This is a genomic window from Haloarchaeobius pelagicus, from assembly GCF_051207375.1.
Lineage (GTDB): Archaea > Halobacteriota > Halobacteria > Halobacteriales > Natrialbaceae > Haloarchaeobius.
This window is the reverse complement of the sequence record NZ_JBPJZD010000002.1, coordinates 757,547-772,526: the sequence shown is the minus strand read 5'-3', so window position 1 is coordinate 772,526 and position 14,980 is coordinate 757,547. Positions and strand designations below refer to the sequence as shown.

Here is a 14,980-nt window from a genome sequence, read left to right as displayed (position 1 = left end):
TGCGCCATACCGAGCCAGTACATGTTGTTCGACACCACCGAGCTGAACGAGCTCGAACTCGACAATCGCGTCGGTCTCGCGCCGATGACACGCGTCAGCGCCACCGATGACGGGCGTGCGACCGCCGAGATGGCCCGGTACTACACCCGGTTCGCCGAGGGTGGGTTCTCCTTCCTCGTCACCGAGGGGGTCTACACCGACGACAGCTACAGCCAGGGCTACCTGAACCAGCCCGGTCTCGTCACCGACGAGCAGGTCGAGGCCTGGACCCGGGTGACCGAGGCGGTCCACGACGCCCAGGCTCCCATCTTCGCCCAGCTGATGCACGCCGGGGCCCAGACGCAGGGCAACCCGCACGTCGACGGCGAGGAGACCATCGCGCCCTCGGCGTGGCAGCCGCCGGGCGAGAAGGCCGAACCCTACGGCGGGAGCGGGGAGTTCGCGGTCGCCAGCGCGGCCACCCACGACGACCTCGACGACATCCGCGAGGGCTTCGTCGAGGCCGCGAAGAACGCCCACGATGCCGGCTTCGACGGCGTCGAGGTCCACGGCGCGAACGGCTACCTCCTCAACGAGTTCCTCGCCGCGGACGCGAACCAGCGCGACGACGAGTACGGCGGGGCACCCGCGGACCGCGTCCGGTTCCCCGCCGAGGTCGTCTCAGCCGTCGCCGAGGCGGTCCCGGACGACTTCGTCGTCGGCGTTCGCGTCTCCCAGACGAAGGTGACCGACCCCGAGTACGAGTGGCCCGAGGGCGAGGACGCGGCCGCGGTGTTCTTCCCGGAACTCTCGGCGGCCGGTGCAGACTACGTCCACGTCACCGAACCCGACGTCACCTCGCCCGCGTTCGGCGACGACGGGCCGACGCTCGCCGAGGCGGCGGTCGAACACGTCACCGACGACACGGTCGTCATCGCCAACGGCGGACTCGGCGACCCCGCGGCCGCACGGGAAGCGACCGAGGCCGGGGCGGACCTCCTGACGCTCGGGACCGGGGCGCTCGCCAACCCGGACTGGCCGACCCGCGTCGCCGAAGACCGGGAGCTCGACCAGTTCGACCCGGCGCGCTTCCTCGCCCCGACCGCTGAACTCGCCGACCACGAGATACCGGCGGCTCCGGCGGCGGACGACTGACGGTCCCGGTACGTCCGGCGCGCACGCCCCCGAACCCCTTCGCTTCCACTCGAACACGCCCTTTACAGTCGTGTGAACTGGTGGGTTGCACACGTATGAAGAGGTATTTCAGTTGTGTGTAAAGGGTGTCCGGGCCCCCGGCGGGGCCATGATTCCGGTCTGAACTCTCCAGTACACTGTCAAACACCCCCTGGCAGGCGCTGAACCCGACATTCCGCTTTTGAATGTTTCGACCATCACAGAGATTTGCCAACCTACGGTGATTCTTTAACGGAGTAAACTCATCTTTTTCTCATGCCAGATTCATGGACACGGGATGGCAGGTGCTCGGCCTGCCCTGGTACTGGGGCTGTAGAACAGCTGCGCGACATCGAGACCACGGGGGTGAGCCACGATGGCTGACCCACTCATGATACTGCTGGCGGTGCTGCCGCTGGTCGCCATCACGGTGCTGATGGTCGGGCTCTACCAGCCCGCGACGACCACCATGCCCATCGCGTGGGCGACGGCGGCAGCCGTCGGGTTCATCGGCTGGGGGATGTCGCCCGACCTCATCGCGGCGGCGACCATCGCCGGCGTGTTCACGGCCACGGAGATCCTGTGGATCGTGTTCGGTGCGATACTGCTGTTGTTCACGCTGAAGGAATCGGGCGCGTTCGACGCCATCAACGCCGGCTTCTCGTCCATCAGCGACGACCGGCGCGTGCAGGTCGTCCTGCTCGTGTTCCTCATGGGCTCGTTCATCGAGGGCGCGGCCGGCTTCGGGACGCCCGCAGCCATCGTCGGCCCGCTGCTCGTTGGCCTCGGCTTCCCGCCGCTGGCGGCCGTCGTGGTCGCCCTGACGGGGAACATCATGGCCATCACGTTCGGGGCGGTCGGGACGCCGCTCATCATCGGGCTGGAGGACGTCTTCAACAAGAACACGGCGATACAGGAGGCCATCAACGCCGAGGGGATGACCGTCACCCAGTACGTCGCGGACGCGGCGGTCTGGGCGGCCTCCATCCACGCCATCGTCGGCATCGTGCTCCCGTTCATCGGGGTCGCGATGATGACCCGGTTCTTCGGCGAGGAGCGCTCCATCAAGCCGGCGCTCCAGGTGCTCCCGCTCACCATCTTCGCGTGGGCCTCCTTCGCGATTCCGTACTGGCTCACCGCGTACTTCCTCGGCCCGACGTTCCCCGCGCTGCTCGGCGCGATGGTCGGGCTGTTCATCACGGCCGGGACGCTCAAGGCGGGCTTCCTGCTCCCCGACGAGGAGTGGGACTTCGCCCCCCGCGAGCAGTGGCCCAGCCACTGGGTCGGCGACATCGAACCCGGCGAGTCCGTCAGCGGTGGTAGCCAGCAGGTCGCCGCCGATGGTGGCGTCGTCCAGGAGAGCCGCGACATGTCGCTGGGCATGGCGTGGGCACCGTACATCCTGACCGCCGCGCTGCTGGTGGTCACCCGCGTCTGGAGCCCGCTCCAGAGCTTCCTGAACGAGAACCTCGTCATCGCGTGGAGCAACATCCTCGGGACCGGCCTCAGCGGGTCGTTCCGCACGCTGTACCTGCCGGGTGCCATCTTCGTGTTCGTCAGCGTCATCACGTACCTGCTGCACGGGATGGACGGCCAGGAGGTCAAGAACTCCTGGCAGGAGACCACCCAGAAGATCCTGCCGGCGGTCATCGCGCTGTGGTTCGCGGTCGCGACCGTCCAGATCATGATCAACTCCGGGCAGGCGGCGGGCACCGACAGCATGCTCGTCATCCTCTCGGACTTCACCGCGAACCTCGCGGGTGGCGTCTACCCGTTCTTCTCGGCGCTCGTGGGCGCGTTCGGCGCGTTCATCGCCGGGTCGAACACGGTCAGTGACATCCTGTTCGGGACGTTCCAGTTCAACGCCGCACAGAACATCGGCGTCCCGACCCAGATCCTCGTCGGCGCGCAGGCCGTCGGTGGGGCCATCGGGAACCTCGTCGCCATCCACAACGTCGTGGCCGCGCTGGCCGTCGTCGGACTGGTCGGCGAGGAGGGCCGCGTCATCCGCCTCGAACTGATTCCGCTGCTGTACTACGCCGCGATGACGGGCGTCTTGACCATCCTGTTCGCCTACGTCGTCGCACCCGGGGCCTTCTGACGGAGGCCGTTTTTTCGTACACGAACCCATGACACACGACATGCACGACCCGATTTCCGCGGGTGACAGACGATGACCGGCGTCGAGAGCGACGTCGCCGAGCAGTGGGCCGCGCGCGCCGGCGACTTCGGCGTCGAGGTGACCTGGACCACCGCCGACGAGGCGTCCGACGCTATCGCCGACCTCGTCGACGACCCGGGGGTCGGTGCGCCCCTGCCCTGGGACGACGTCTCCCTCCCCGAGGGCGTCCAGACCAACCCGACGCCAGCGGCCCTGGATGCCGCGAAGACGGGCGTCACGGCGGCCGAGCTCGCCGTCGCCGAGTACGGCAGTCTCGTCCTCCGCCAGACGCCCGAGGGGAGCGAACCGGCGAGCGTCTTCCCGGACCTCCACGTCGCGGTCCTTCGCGCGGACGACGTCGTCCCCGACATGGCCGCGGCGTTCGACTGGCTCGGCGACGAGCTCCGCGAGACACGGGACTCGGCCATCCTCGCGACCGGCCCCTCGGCCACGGCCGACATGGGTGCCCTCGTCAAGGGTGCCCACGGCCCGAAGGCGGTCCACGTGGTGGTGATTCGATGAGCTCGGAGTCGCGGGAGGCGAAGGCCGCCCGTATCCGCCAGCTGCTCGACACCGAGGGTGCCGCCGTCGGTGAGAACGCCCGTGGCTTCAACCAGGGCCGGTACGACTCGGTCGGCAAGCTCGACGACTACGAGGACCTCAAATCGGAGGCCCGGGCCATCAAGGAGGACGCCATCGAGCGCCTCCCCGAGCTCATCGACCAGCTCACCGAGGCGGTCGAGGAGAACGGTGGCACGGTGTACATCGCCGACGACGCCGCGGACGCCAACGAGTACATCGCCGAGGTGTGTGCCGACCAGGACGCAGAGCGCGTCGTCAAGAGCAAGTCGATGACCAGCGAGGAGATCGAGGTCAACGAGCACCTCGAATCCCGGGGCGTCGGCGTCACCGAGACCGACCTCGGCGAGTGGGTGCTGCAGGTCGCCGACGAGGCCCCGAGCCACATCGTCGCGCCCGCCATCCACAAGTCCCGGGCGGAGATCGCGGACCTGTTCAACGCCGTCTTCGAGCCCGAGGCGGAGTTAGAGACCGCCGAGGAGCTGACGATGTTCGCCCGCGAGAAGCTGCTGGCGGACATCAAGGAGGCCGACGTGGGCATGACCGGTGCGAACTTCCTCACGGCCGACTCGGGGACGATGGCGCTGGTCACCAGCGAGGGCAACGCCCGGAAGTCGGTGACGGTCCCCGACACGCAGATAGCCGTCGCCGGCGTCGAGAAGGTGATTCCCAGCGTCGAGGACCTCCAGCCCTTCGTCGAACTCATCGGGCGCTCCGGTACCGGGCAGGACATCACGAGCTACATCTCCCTGCTCACGCCGCCGGTGGACTCCCCGCCGGTCGACTTCGACGACCCGGAGACGCCTATCACGGAGGGCGAATCCGGCCGAGAGTTCCACCTGGTGCTCATCGACAACGGTCGCCTCGACATGCGCGAGGACGAGCACCTCCGCGAGACCCTGTACTGCATCCGGTGTTCGGCCTGCTCGAACACCTGTGCGAACTTCCAGGGAATCGGGGGGCACGGCTTCGGCGGTGAGACCTATTCGGGAGGCATCGCCACCGGCTGGGAGGCCGGCATCGAGGGCCTCGACACCGCCGCCGAGTTCAACGACCTCTGTACCGGCTGCTCGCGCTGTAAGCCGGCCTGCCCGGTCGAGATCGACATCCCGTGGATAAACACGGTCGTCCGCGACCGCATCAACCGCGAGGGCGAGTCTGAGACGTTCGACTTCCTCGTCGACGGCCTGAGCCCGGACGCCGAGGGCGACGACGGCCCGGAGCTCCAGAAGCGCCTGTTCGGCAACTTCGAGACCCTGGCGAAGACGGGCAGCACGTTCGCCCCGCTCTCGAACTGGGTCGCGAACTCGTCGCCGGCGAAGGCCATTCTCGAACGTACCGCTGGCGTGGACCGCCGCCGCGAGTTCCCCAGCTTCGAGCGCGAGACGCTGGTCGAGTGGTTCGCGAACCGGGACTCGCAGGCCCCGAACCACGCCGACCGCAAGGCCGTCCTCTACCCGGACGTGTACACGAACTTCATGCTGGTCGAGCGCGGGAAGGCCGCGGTCCACCTGCTCGAAGCACTCGGCGTCGAGGTCTCAGTGCCCTCGGTCCCGGGTGCCGGTCGCGCCCCGCTCTCGCAGGGGATGATCGACACGGCCACCGAGAAGGCCGAACGCGTCACGGCCACGCTCGCGCCCTACCTCGACGACGGCTGGGACGTGGTCGTCATCGAGCCGAGCGACCTCGCGATGTTCCGCGAGGACTACGACCACCTGCTACCGAACCCGGCGTTCGAACCCCTCGCGGAGAACAGCTACGAGGTGCTGGAGTACGCCTTCGGCATGCTGGCGAACGGGGCCGACGCCGAGGTCCTGTCGACCGCGTCTGGCGAGGAATCGGTCGCCTACCACAGTCACTGCCAGCAGCGAAGCATGGGTCTCGAAGCGCACACCATCGCGGTGCTTTCGGAGTGTGGCTACGACGTGACCACCAGCGAGGTCGAGTGCTGTGGCATGGCCGGCAGCTTCGGCTACAAGGAGCAGTACTACGACCTCTCGGTCGACCTCGGTGAGGACCTCGCGGGGCAGCTCAGGGAGGCCGACGGCGACCACGTCGTCGCGTCGGGTACCTCCTGTACCGACCAGATAGACGACCTGTTCGGGGAACGGCCGCTCCACCCGGTCGAACTGCTCGCGCCGGGACGCGGCCGGTAGCGCGCCGTCGACGCTGCTCACTCCATCCTGCGGTCTCTCGCGCCCGCGGCGAGGGTGACCCGGCGGGCCTGGAGTCTCCCGGGCGGGACACCTCGAGACGCCGCTACCAGCTGCTCCGTGGTGTTCCCCCTGCAGAAGTGCCCCTGCTGTGCTCGTCGTGTCGGTACCGTACTGCTACTCGCGTGCCTGGTCGAGCAGACACGAGATGGTGCAGTAGTAGTGTCGTATCTCCTGTTTCGCACCCTTGAACTCCATCGGTTTGACCACCTCTATGTGGGTGTCTTCCTCCTCGTCGATGTCGTCCATGCAGACGTTACATTGTGGCATGTGTTGTGTCACCCTGGTGACCCCCGAGGCCGCAGGCAGGCGACCCATCGCCAGCCATGCGGAGTGGTCACACGGAACTGGGTCTTCAACGATTATTGAACTGTCGGCCGTTCAGACTGGTTCGAGACCGTTCAATCCCGGTCGTACGCGCCTGCTTCCTCGAATTTTCCGCGTCTTCGCAACACCGACGGGGTTCGACACTGGCCGACCGCCCCGGTGACCTGCGGGACGGTGCAGTTGTTGCAGTTCTCGCAGACGACGCGGGTGCCGTCGCCCGCCTCGTCGGCGAGCAGCCGGGCCGCGAGCTTCGGTTCGGCGTAGAACGGGCGAGCCATCCCGACCATGTCGCACGACTCCCCCAGCAGGCGGTTCATCTGGCCGCGCTCGCGGACCCCGCCTTCGAGCAAGACCGGCACGTCCACGACCTCCCTGACTCGCCGGGCCAGGTCGGCGTTCCAGGCCGGCTCGAAGTCGAACTGGAACGATTCGAGCCAGTTCATGAACCGGACCCCCCGTGTCCGCAGGCGGCCACCGAACGCCTCGCTATATCCACCCTGGAAGGACTCGTCGCGCCACGCCCGCTTTGGGTACTCCCCGCGGACGATGCTCATGTCCCAGACCACGGAGGTCCGCACCGGGACGATGGCGTCGTAGCCGATGTCGGCGAGTCGGCGGGCGATGTCGACGGCGTCGTCGTCCCCCAGCTTTCTCCGAACGACTGGCGGTGCCGGTGCCTCGGAGGGGACCTTCGTGACGATGGGGGTGTCGCCGACCCGGTCTCGCAACTCGTCGTGGACGAGTTCGAGGAACCGGACGCCGTCGCCGAACTCGTCGTCGCGTCGGTTGTAGAACGGGGAGAGAAACTGCTGGATGAGGCCCATGTTCGCGCCGGCGAGGTGGATGCCGTCGTAGCCCGCCTCGACGCAGCGTTCTCCCGCATCTGCGAAGGATTCCGCGAGGTCGTACACCTCCTCGGTGGTCATGACGTGTGGGTCGAAGTCGAGGAAGCCCAGTCTGTCCAGCAGTCGGAGTTGCCAGGGCGGGCGCGACACCGCCAACTGCTGCTCGTCGGGATGCTGCTCGCGGTAGCCGGCGTGCCAGGTCTCCATACTCCGCAGGCCGCCGTGTTCGAGCTGGACGAATATCGTCCCACCGTGGTCGTGGATGGCGTCGGTCAGTGTCGAGAGGCGAGAGACGAAGTCGGGGTCGTGAACCCGGGTCATCCCGGGGGCGGCACACCCCCCGTCCTCGGTGACGATTGTCGCGCCCTGGAAGACCAGTCCGACACCCGATTCGGCGGCGGGTTCGAGGTCCGCGACGAGGATGTCGACGGCGTCCTCGCCGTTCCCGGCACATTCGAGCAGTGGCGCGCGATACAGCCGGTTCGGTACCTCGCAGTCGCCGATGGTGAGGGGGTCGTCCAGCCGCGGCATGTGAGAGGGTTCGCGCGGGACGGCTAAGAAGGTGTCACCGACAGACGAGGGCGTAGTGGTACGGCGGCAGGTCGACCGTCCGAACCTCCTCGAAGCCCGCGGCGCGAACGAGGTCGGTGCAGTCGGCCTCGCAGAGCCGCAGGTCGGTCGGCGGACCGCGGACCTCCTCGAGCACCGTCGTCTCCTCGCGGGGCAGGTCGTGCCAGTTGACGACGACGAGTCGCCCCCCGTCCCGCAACACCTCGCGGGCGCTCTGCAGGAAGGATTCGGGTTCGGGCACGCCGTGGAGCGTGTTCGCGAACAGCACCACGTCGACGGGTTCGGGCAAGAGATTCGGTAACTCCCGGGCGTCGCCCTCGATGGTCTCGATGCGGTCGAGACCGGCCTCGGCCGCGCGGTCGGCGAGTTCACCGAGGAGGTCGGCGTCGATGTCGACCGCGTACACCGGGTCACCGGTGATGCGGGCCGCCGGGAGCGTGAAGTGGCCGTTCCCCGAGGCCACGTCGGCGACGGCGTCACCCGGCGCGAGACCGAGGTCGCGGAGCGTTCCGGCCGGGTCGGGCCAGAGGTCGCTCCACCAGTCGCGGTCGGGCTGTCCCGTGTTCTGGAACTTGGCCATACGTGGTGCAGACGACTGGCCGGTAAAAGCACTCTGGGGCGTTACTTCCAGGGGTTCGAGACGAGTTCGGCCTGCACCGCGCTTCCGACCCGAAGCGTGCAGTCGCTCCGGGGCTGGGCGATGCAGGGCAACACGTACCCAGAGTCCAGATGTTTCTCCTTCAGCCCGCGGGGTGGCCGGACGTGTTCGACCTCGCCAGCCAGCAACTCGGCGGCACAGGTCGCACACGCCCCGGTCCGGCAGCCGAAGGGGAGGCCCAGACCCTGTTCCTCACTCGCCGTGACCAGGTCTGTCTCGTTCGGAACCTCACAGGTCTCGCTCCGACCGGACTCCCACTCGAACGTGACCGTGAACCGCTGCCGGCTCACGACCAGACGTCGCTGGTACAGTCGCCGTCGGGCCAGCGGATCTCGTGGGCACGGGCGGGACCGTGGGGCATATCGCCGAAGTCGACCATGAAGTCGGTGTCGAGTTCCATGGTGCCCTTCCGTGGGTTCACGTCGGCCTTGAGCATCACCGACCCCTGTTTCCCCTCGTCGGGGAAGAACTGGTTGTCCCACGAGGAGAACAGCGAGGTGGTCCAGTAGAGGCGCTCGCCGTCGAGGCTGAGCTGGAGCATCTGCGGGCCGCCGAAGACCGGCCGCGTGTCCTCTCCGAGGGGCCGCCGGGGGCCGAAGTTCCCGCCCGCCCAGACGCTGTCGACGTGGCGCGGATTCGCCGGGTCCGAGACGTCGTACATCCGGACCTCGCCGTGGAGCCAGTTCGAGAAGAACAGGTAGCGGTCGTCCATCGACACCAGGAGATCGGTGACGAGGCCGGGCATCGGGAAGTCCCAGTCGTCGTGCTCGCGGGGCTCGACGTCGATGACCTTGTCCGCGTGGTACTCTCCGCCCTGCTCGTAGAAGTTGAAGACGTTCGAGGAGAGCGCCGCCCCGAGGAACCCGTGGGTCGACACCGGGGAGTGCAGGAACCGCACCTCGAGGGGAATCTGGCCCTCCTCGCCCAGGTCGATGGTCTGGAGGACCTCGCGTTCGGTCCAGTCCCAGACGTTGATCTTGTGGCCGTACTTGCCCGCTTCCACGTCCTCCAGGTCGAAGCCGGGGTAGTACGTCTTCGGGGCGGCCCACTCGGTCGAGATCATCACGTTCTGGCGGGGCTGATACCAGTAGTCGTAGTTCATACCGATGTCGCCCGGGGCGTCCCACCGGCCCGCGACCTCGAAGTCGTGGTCCAGTTCGAGGAACCCACCCGGGAGGTCGCCGTCGGCGTTCCCCAGCATGCTCACGAGGATCTTCCCCTCGGGCACGCAGTGGACGGTGTGTGGGGCCGAGAGGTCGTGTGCGAACACCTCCTCGGGCTCGATGACCTTCGCCAGCTCGGGGTTCAGGCGGTCGGTGGCGTCGATGACGTGCAGGCGCGAGGAGCGCTGGCCGGGGACGAGGAGGTGGCTCCGGGCCAGTCCCTCCATGTGACACGACGAGGAGCAGGCGTTCCACCCGAAGTGGTGGAGTTCGTCGCCCTTGTTCGGCATCTCGACCCGGTTTACGACCTGTTGGTAGGTGTCGGACTCGGGGTCGAGGTCGACCACGGCCAGGAAGTCCGGGGCGTCGACGTCCGTGCCGACGTACAGGCCCATGACGTACGCGAGTTTCTCGCGGTCGCCCTCCTCGATGGCGGCCTGCGGTGTGGCGTACCCTGGCCCGCGGTGCTCGTGGTGGCCGTGCTGGGCGTGTTCTGCGTGGTGCTCGTGCTCGGCGTGGGAGTCGTCGTCGGGCTGGTGGGCGTCGCTCATGTGTTAGAGTATATCACGCACAGGGGTCAACTCGTCGGGTTGTGTCGCTCGACTACCGCTATCTGTGACACATCAGAACTGAAACTCCGTCTGGAAACCCGGGGTAAGAGACCGCTTCCTTCAGCGAAATGTGGGGTACTTGCGAGCTAATGCAGAAATATTGTCATACAATCTGGCAAATATCTCTGCATCTCTCGGCGAGGCGACCTACTTGTTCACGGTCAGCAACACGGTTCGCTCCCGGACCAGCTCGGAGAGTGTCGCGTCGGTGGCTGCCCGTTCCGCCCCACCCACCTCGAAGAACTCGCAGATGCGAGCCTCGTCGGCGGCATCCCCCAGGGTCGCCGCCGGCTCCAACAGCGCTGCGAGGGCTTCGGCGGCGGCCATCTCTGTGTCGTCGGTCTCGAACGGTGCATCGGGGAAGTCCGAGACCACGACCGCCACGACGGGTGTCTCGCCCTCGCCGACGCCCATGGTCAGCGCCTCCGAAATCTGGCGGCGGCCCGCCGCGTACAGCAGAATCTCGACCGCGGGGTCGCGGGCGACCGCCTCGTCGCGGAGCCACGCCCGGGCGGCCTGCCTGACCGCTGCCTCGAGATGTGCGCGGTCCACCACGTACCGGGCGTCGAACGCCTGGACCACGCAGTCGTGTTCGGTTCCGACCTCGCCGATCCGTGCGACGAAGTCGTCGATGTCGTCCACCGTCGCCGTCCCTTCTATCACGTGCATCAGAAATCACCCAGGCTCGTCTGGCTCTCTTCCGTCTCGTCGTCCGGTTCGGTCTCGTCCTCACTCGCTCGCTCGAACACCGCCTCGGTCTCAGGGTCGGCGTCGACCCCGTCCATCGAGGGGTCCTCTCTGCCCGCGTTCTCCAGGATGTTCTCGGCGGTCTTGCGCCGGCCATCCAGGGCAGCGAGCACGACGCTCTTGTCGGCGTCGCGGATGTCCGCGGGCGTCTCGATTCCGGCCTCGAACAGCTGTCTGGCGCGTTTCCGACCGATGCCGCGCACCCCGACGAGTTCGAGGAGTTCCTCGTTGACGCCGTCCTCGACCCGCTTCTTGGCGTCGCGGACGCCGCGGGTGACGCTTCCAGGCAAATCGAGTTCGCCCGAGATGCGCTCGGCCGCCCCGAGCAGCCACTGGGCGGTCTCGACCTTCCCGCGCAGGTCGCCCGGCCCGACCTGGTAGTCGGCGGTGATGCGGTCCTCGTCGACCTCGCTCGCCCAGTCCTCGAGCAGGCGGGCGGTCTTCAGCGCCGAGAGCCAGTCCTCCCAGCGGTGCTCCTCGTACTCCGAGGGCGCACTGCCGAGGAGTTCCGCCTCGCGCTCGTAGAACACCTCGGAGTACTCGTCGCGGTCACCCGACTTGAGGTAGAGTTCGTACATGTCCGGCGTTCTGGAGACGAGGTGGTAGAGGCCGAGGGCGGTCGGTTTTTCGACCTTCGGGGACTCGTCGTCTGTCTGGTCCACACCGTCGCCTTCGCGCTCGTCGTCGCCATCGTCGTCGCCGATGCTGTACGTCTGGAAGCCCGCGCTGCTGTCGCTCGTGTCGAAACTGGTGCTGGAACTGCTCGTTCCGGGGGTCTGGCCGGCCCACGCCCGCAGGCCATCGATGACCGTCGCGGCACTCATCGGGTCGAGGTAGAGCTGTGAGACGGTGTGGCCGATCGCGGTCGCCGACAGTTCCTCCCCGTCGACCTCGATGAAGCCGTTGTGTTCGAGGTAGTCCAGCATCGAGTCCATCACCCGTTCTAACCGCCCCTCCTCGGTCGACTGGGCGGCATACAGCGTCTCTTCGAGGAACGCCTGCAGGCCGCTCCGTGTGCGGGCGAACCCGGACGCGATGGTCGCCAGCACGTGGGTCCGCATCGCGGGTTCGGCGGCGAGTTTCGACCGCACCGGCTCAGGCTCGGCGTACACGTACCGGTCGAACAGCTCCTCGCGGTCGTCGTGGTTCGAGGCCAGCAGGACCGCTTCGCCGTAGGGGTCCCGCCCCGGCCGACCCGCCCGGCCCATCATCTGGTGGACTTCGAGGACCGACAGGGGGGCCATCCCGCTGCCGTCGTAGCGCTGCCAGTCCCGGACGATGACGCGGCGACTCGGCGTGTTCACGCCGGCTGCCAGGGTGGGCGTCGCACAGATGACCCGGAGCTTGCGGTCGCGGAAGGCGTCCTCGACCAGTGCTCGGTGTTCCCGGGCGAGGCCGGCGTGGTGGAACGCGCCGCCCTTCGCGACCACGTCGGCGAGGTCGTCGCTGGTCTCGGAGTCGCTCACGCCCCGGACCTCTTCGGCGAGGTCGGCCAACTCGTCCTTCTCGGCAGGCGTGAGGAACGGTTCGACCACCTCGGCGAGCCGTCGCGCCGCGGCCTCGGCGTTCCGCCGGGAGTTGACGAAGACCAGGGAAGCCCCGCCGTCTTCGAGCACGTCCCGGACCAGTGCGGCTTCCTGCTTCTCGCTGCCTCGCACTGGCACCTCTTTCTGCGAGCCGTCGTCGAACGACAGCGCGTTCCCGAAGTGGACGCCCTTGCGCAACTCGATGGGTCGCCAGTCGTCGTCGACGAGTTCCGCGTCGAGCCAGTCCGCGAGGTCGTCGGCGTTCCCGACGGTCGCCGAGAGCGCGACGACCTGGAGTTTCGGATTGACCTGCCGGAGCTTGGCGAGGGTCACTTCGAGGGTCGGTCCCCGACTCCGGTCGTCGATGAGGTGGACCTCGTCGGCCACCACGCAGGTCAGGTCGTCGATCCAGGGCGCGCCGTTCCTGACGAGGGAGTCGACCTTCTCGGAGGTCGCGACGATGATGTCCTTCTCGCCGAGCCAGCCGCCCTCGGACTCGTAGTTCCCCGTCGAGACGCCGACGCTCACGCCGAAGTCCTCGAACTGCTCGAACTCTGCCTTCTTCTCGGAGGCCAGCGCCCGCAGGGGCACGATGTAGAGCGCCTTCCCGCCGCGCTCGACCGCCGAGAGCATCGCCAGCGTCGCGATGAGCGTCTTGCCACTCGCCGTCGGGATGGAGGCGACGACGCTCTGGCCCTCGGTGACGCCCGCCTCGACCGCCTGCGCCTGTGGCGGGTACAGCTCCTCGATGCCCTGGCCCTGCAGGTGCTCGACGAAGGGTGCAGGGATGCCGGGCACGTCCGCCGTGTTCATTGACGGAGAGTGGTGCCTGCTCTGGTTTAAACTGTCGTCATCTCCCGCGACCCGGTCGCACGTTCCTCGTACAGCCGGGCCATCCGCCGGAAGAAGACGAGCATCAGGACCAGCGAGCAGAGAGTCCCGGCCGCCGTTCTGGCGGGCTGGCGCGTCACCGCGGCGCGCAGGGTGTACAGCTGCACGGGTGCGGTTGCGACGACGAACAGCAGGTTCGACACCGACGACAGCAACCCGTCGTCGAGCCACACGCGCTCCCCGAGTACGACCCGCGTCGCCAAGGCCGAGTCGTCCTCGGGTTCCGGCGACAGGAGCGGGTTCACCGCGACGAACAGGAGAATCGCGGCCAGCAGGCGCTGCTCGCGCCGGTAGATGGCCAGCACCAGCAGTGGATACGTCGCGACGAACGTCCAGACGCTCCACGGGTTGGCGTGGCCCGCCCAGAAGTAGCGTTCTGCGAGACCGGGACCGGCGTCGGCTTCGGAGGGCATCGTCTCGGGATACGGCCAGAACCCCGATAAATCACCACGGCGCGTGCTGTCGGGCGTGTCGAGCGACAGCGAGACCGCCAAGACGGAAACGCGCGAGGTCGCCGCCTGTCGTCACTGAAACCAGTCGTCGATTGGACACCGAAACCATCGGCTTCGTTGAACTGCTCAACCGGGATTGGTCTCAGGGAGTGTGCTGCAGACAGCGGGCGTATCTGTCAGTCAGAGCGAAAACAGCGCGGCAATGGTGGAGCGTCCCTGAGAGTGCGCAGTCTACTCGGGGAGAGTTCTGATGACCTCACGATATTCGTCTTCTGTGAAGGCTTTCAGCGTCTCGAATTCACCAGCACCACCCCGCTCGTACGTGAGCGCGAGGTGGGCAGCTGCTTCATCGTCGGGCAGGTCGGCGACGTAGATGAAGTCGTATCGTCCGAAGGTCATGTAGAACTCCTTTGGTTCGCCACCCAGCGATCTGGTTCGCTCCTTCACCATCTCGAGCCGGTCAGGACTCTGATCGATGTTCTCTGCCCCCTTCTGGTTGAGCGTAACGAGCATGATGTACGTCGGCATCGGAATACCTCCTGCATACCGTAGCCGACACCGTTCGACCATCGATGGTCCATCGGGCTAAGACATGCTCCGTATACTTCGTTCGCTACTGACATAGGTGTTTGTCACGGAGTATCAGGGCTCTCTCCAGCACAAATACGGAGGGGTTCAACAGCGCCAGATTATCCGCTGACAGGCCACCATCACCGGTCCTGAACGCGCCCGAACCAACACGAGTTCGCGCCACAATCCACAACACCGCCGTCCGTCAACGATTTACACTATACGAGCGAACCCCCGCTACATGAAGATCGAGTACGACCGCGACACCTGCATCGGGATGTTCCAGTGCGTGGCAGAGTGGGAGGAGGGCTTCGAGGCCGACCGCGACGCCGGCAAGGCCGTCCTCGTCGACGGCGAGGAGACCGACGACGACATCTTCGTCCGCGAGATTCCGGAGGACGCCGAGTTCGAAGCGAAGTTCGCCGCCCGGGTCTGCCCGGTCGACGCCATCCGGGTGTACGACGACGACGGCGAACAGCTCATCCCCTGAGAGAATTAAATACCGAACCTGATAC

14 protein-coding genes are annotated in these 14,980 nt (G+C 67.1%); 5 read left to right on the top strand and 9 right to left on the bottom strand.

Annotation, left to right across the window (positions count from 1 at the left end; all coding sequences use genetic code 11):
* Nucleotides 1–21: 21 nt before the first annotated feature.
* The 4 genes from ACSC1S_RS16465 to ACSC1S_RS16450 all read left to right on the top strand — a co-directional run bounded on the left by ACSC1S_RS16465 (nt 22) and on the right by ACSC1S_RS16450 (nt 6,048).
* Nucleotides 22–1,134, top strand: a complete 1,113-nt coding sequence (locus tag ACSC1S_RS16465; RefSeq protein ID WP_435365236.1) for an oxidoreductase — start codon at nt 22–24, stop codon at nt 1,132–1,134.
* Between the two features lie 394 nt (nt 1,135–1,528).
* A complete protein-coding gene (locus tag ACSC1S_RS16460) occupies nt 1,529–3,253 on the top strand; it encodes an L-lactate permease (RefSeq protein WP_435365235.1) in 1,725 nt (574 codons plus the stop codon).
* Nucleotides 3,254–3,325: 72 nt separating this feature from the next.
* Entirely contained in the window at nt 3,326–3,835 is a 510-nt protein-coding gene (locus ACSC1S_RS16455) for a LutC/YkgG family protein (RefSeq protein ID WP_435365234.1), read from the top strand.
* On the top strand, nt 3,832–6,048 hold the full coding sequence (locus tag ACSC1S_RS16450; protein WP_435365233.1) for an LUD domain-containing protein: 2,217 nt from the start codon (nt 3,832–3,834) through the stop codon (nt 6,046–6,048). Before ACSC1S_RS16455 ends, ACSC1S_RS16450 begins: the two co-directional genes overlap by 4 nt.
* 174 nt (nt 6,049–6,222) lie before the next feature.
* On the opposite strand, the gene ACSC1S_RS16445 is transcribed toward ACSC1S_RS16450, so the two are convergent.
* The 9 genes from ACSC1S_RS16445 to ACSC1S_RS16405 form a co-directional block, all read right to left on the bottom strand.
* A complete protein-coding gene (locus ACSC1S_RS16445) occupies nt 6,223–6,375 on the bottom strand; it encodes a hypothetical protein (RefSeq protein ID WP_261649080.1) in 153 nt (50 codons plus the stop codon).
* A gap of 131 nt (nt 6,376–6,506) precedes the next feature.
* Nucleotides 6,507–7,808: an oxidoreductase gene (locus ACSC1S_RS16440; RefSeq protein ID WP_435365232.1), complete on the bottom strand. Its 1,302-nt coding sequence runs from the start codon at nt 7,806–7,808 to the stop codon at nt 6,507–6,509.
* Nucleotides 7,809–7,842: 34 nt separating this feature from the next.
* On the bottom strand, nt 7,843–8,427 hold the full coding sequence (locus ACSC1S_RS16435; RefSeq protein ID WP_435365231.1) for a class I SAM-dependent methyltransferase: 585 nt from the start codon (nt 8,425–8,427) through the stop codon (nt 7,843–7,845).
* 41 nt (nt 8,428–8,468) lie between these two features.
* A complete protein-coding gene (locus tag ACSC1S_RS16430; RefSeq protein WP_435365230.1) occupies nt 8,469–8,795 on the bottom strand; it encodes a 2Fe-2S iron-sulfur cluster-binding protein in 327 nt (108 codons plus the stop codon).
* Nucleotides 8,792–10,219 (bottom strand): selenium-binding protein SBP56-related protein, encoded by a 1,428-nt coding sequence (locus ACSC1S_RS16425; RefSeq protein ID WP_435365229.1) that lies wholly within the window; start codon nt 10,217–10,219, stop codon nt 8,792–8,794. Before ACSC1S_RS16425 ends, ACSC1S_RS16430 begins: the two co-directional genes overlap by 4 nt.
* Nucleotides 10,220–10,426: 207 nt before the next feature.
* Nucleotides 10,427–10,948, bottom strand: a complete 522-nt coding sequence (gene cgi121 / locus ACSC1S_RS16420; RefSeq protein ID WP_435365228.1) for a KEOPS complex subunit Cgi121 — start codon at nt 10,946–10,948, stop codon at nt 10,427–10,429.
* Nucleotides 10,948–13,365: an ATP-dependent DNA helicase gene (locus ACSC1S_RS16415; RefSeq protein ID WP_435365227.1), complete on the bottom strand. Its 2,418-nt coding sequence runs from the start codon at nt 13,363–13,365 to the stop codon at nt 10,948–10,950. Before ACSC1S_RS16415 ends, cgi121 begins: the two co-directional genes overlap by 1 nt.
* A 26-nt stretch (nt 13,366–13,391) precedes the next feature.
* Nucleotides 13,392–13,856 (bottom strand): DUF6653 family protein, encoded by a 465-nt coding sequence (locus tag ACSC1S_RS16410; RefSeq protein ID WP_435365226.1) that lies wholly within the window; start codon nt 13,854–13,856, stop codon nt 13,392–13,394.
* Between the two features lie 270 nt (nt 13,857–14,126).
* A complete protein-coding gene (locus ACSC1S_RS16405) occupies nt 14,127–14,423 on the bottom strand; it encodes a GYD domain-containing protein (protein ID WP_435319897.1) in 297 nt (98 codons plus the stop codon).
* Between the two features lie 283 nt (nt 14,424–14,706).
* Here ACSC1S_RS16405 and ACSC1S_RS16400 point away from each other — a divergent pair, with 283 nt between their 5' ends.
* A complete protein-coding gene (locus ACSC1S_RS16400) occupies nt 14,707–14,955 on the top strand; it encodes a ferredoxin (RefSeq protein WP_435365225.1) in 249 nt (82 codons plus the stop codon).
* The last annotated feature ends 25 nt before the right edge of the window (nt 14,956–14,980 follow it).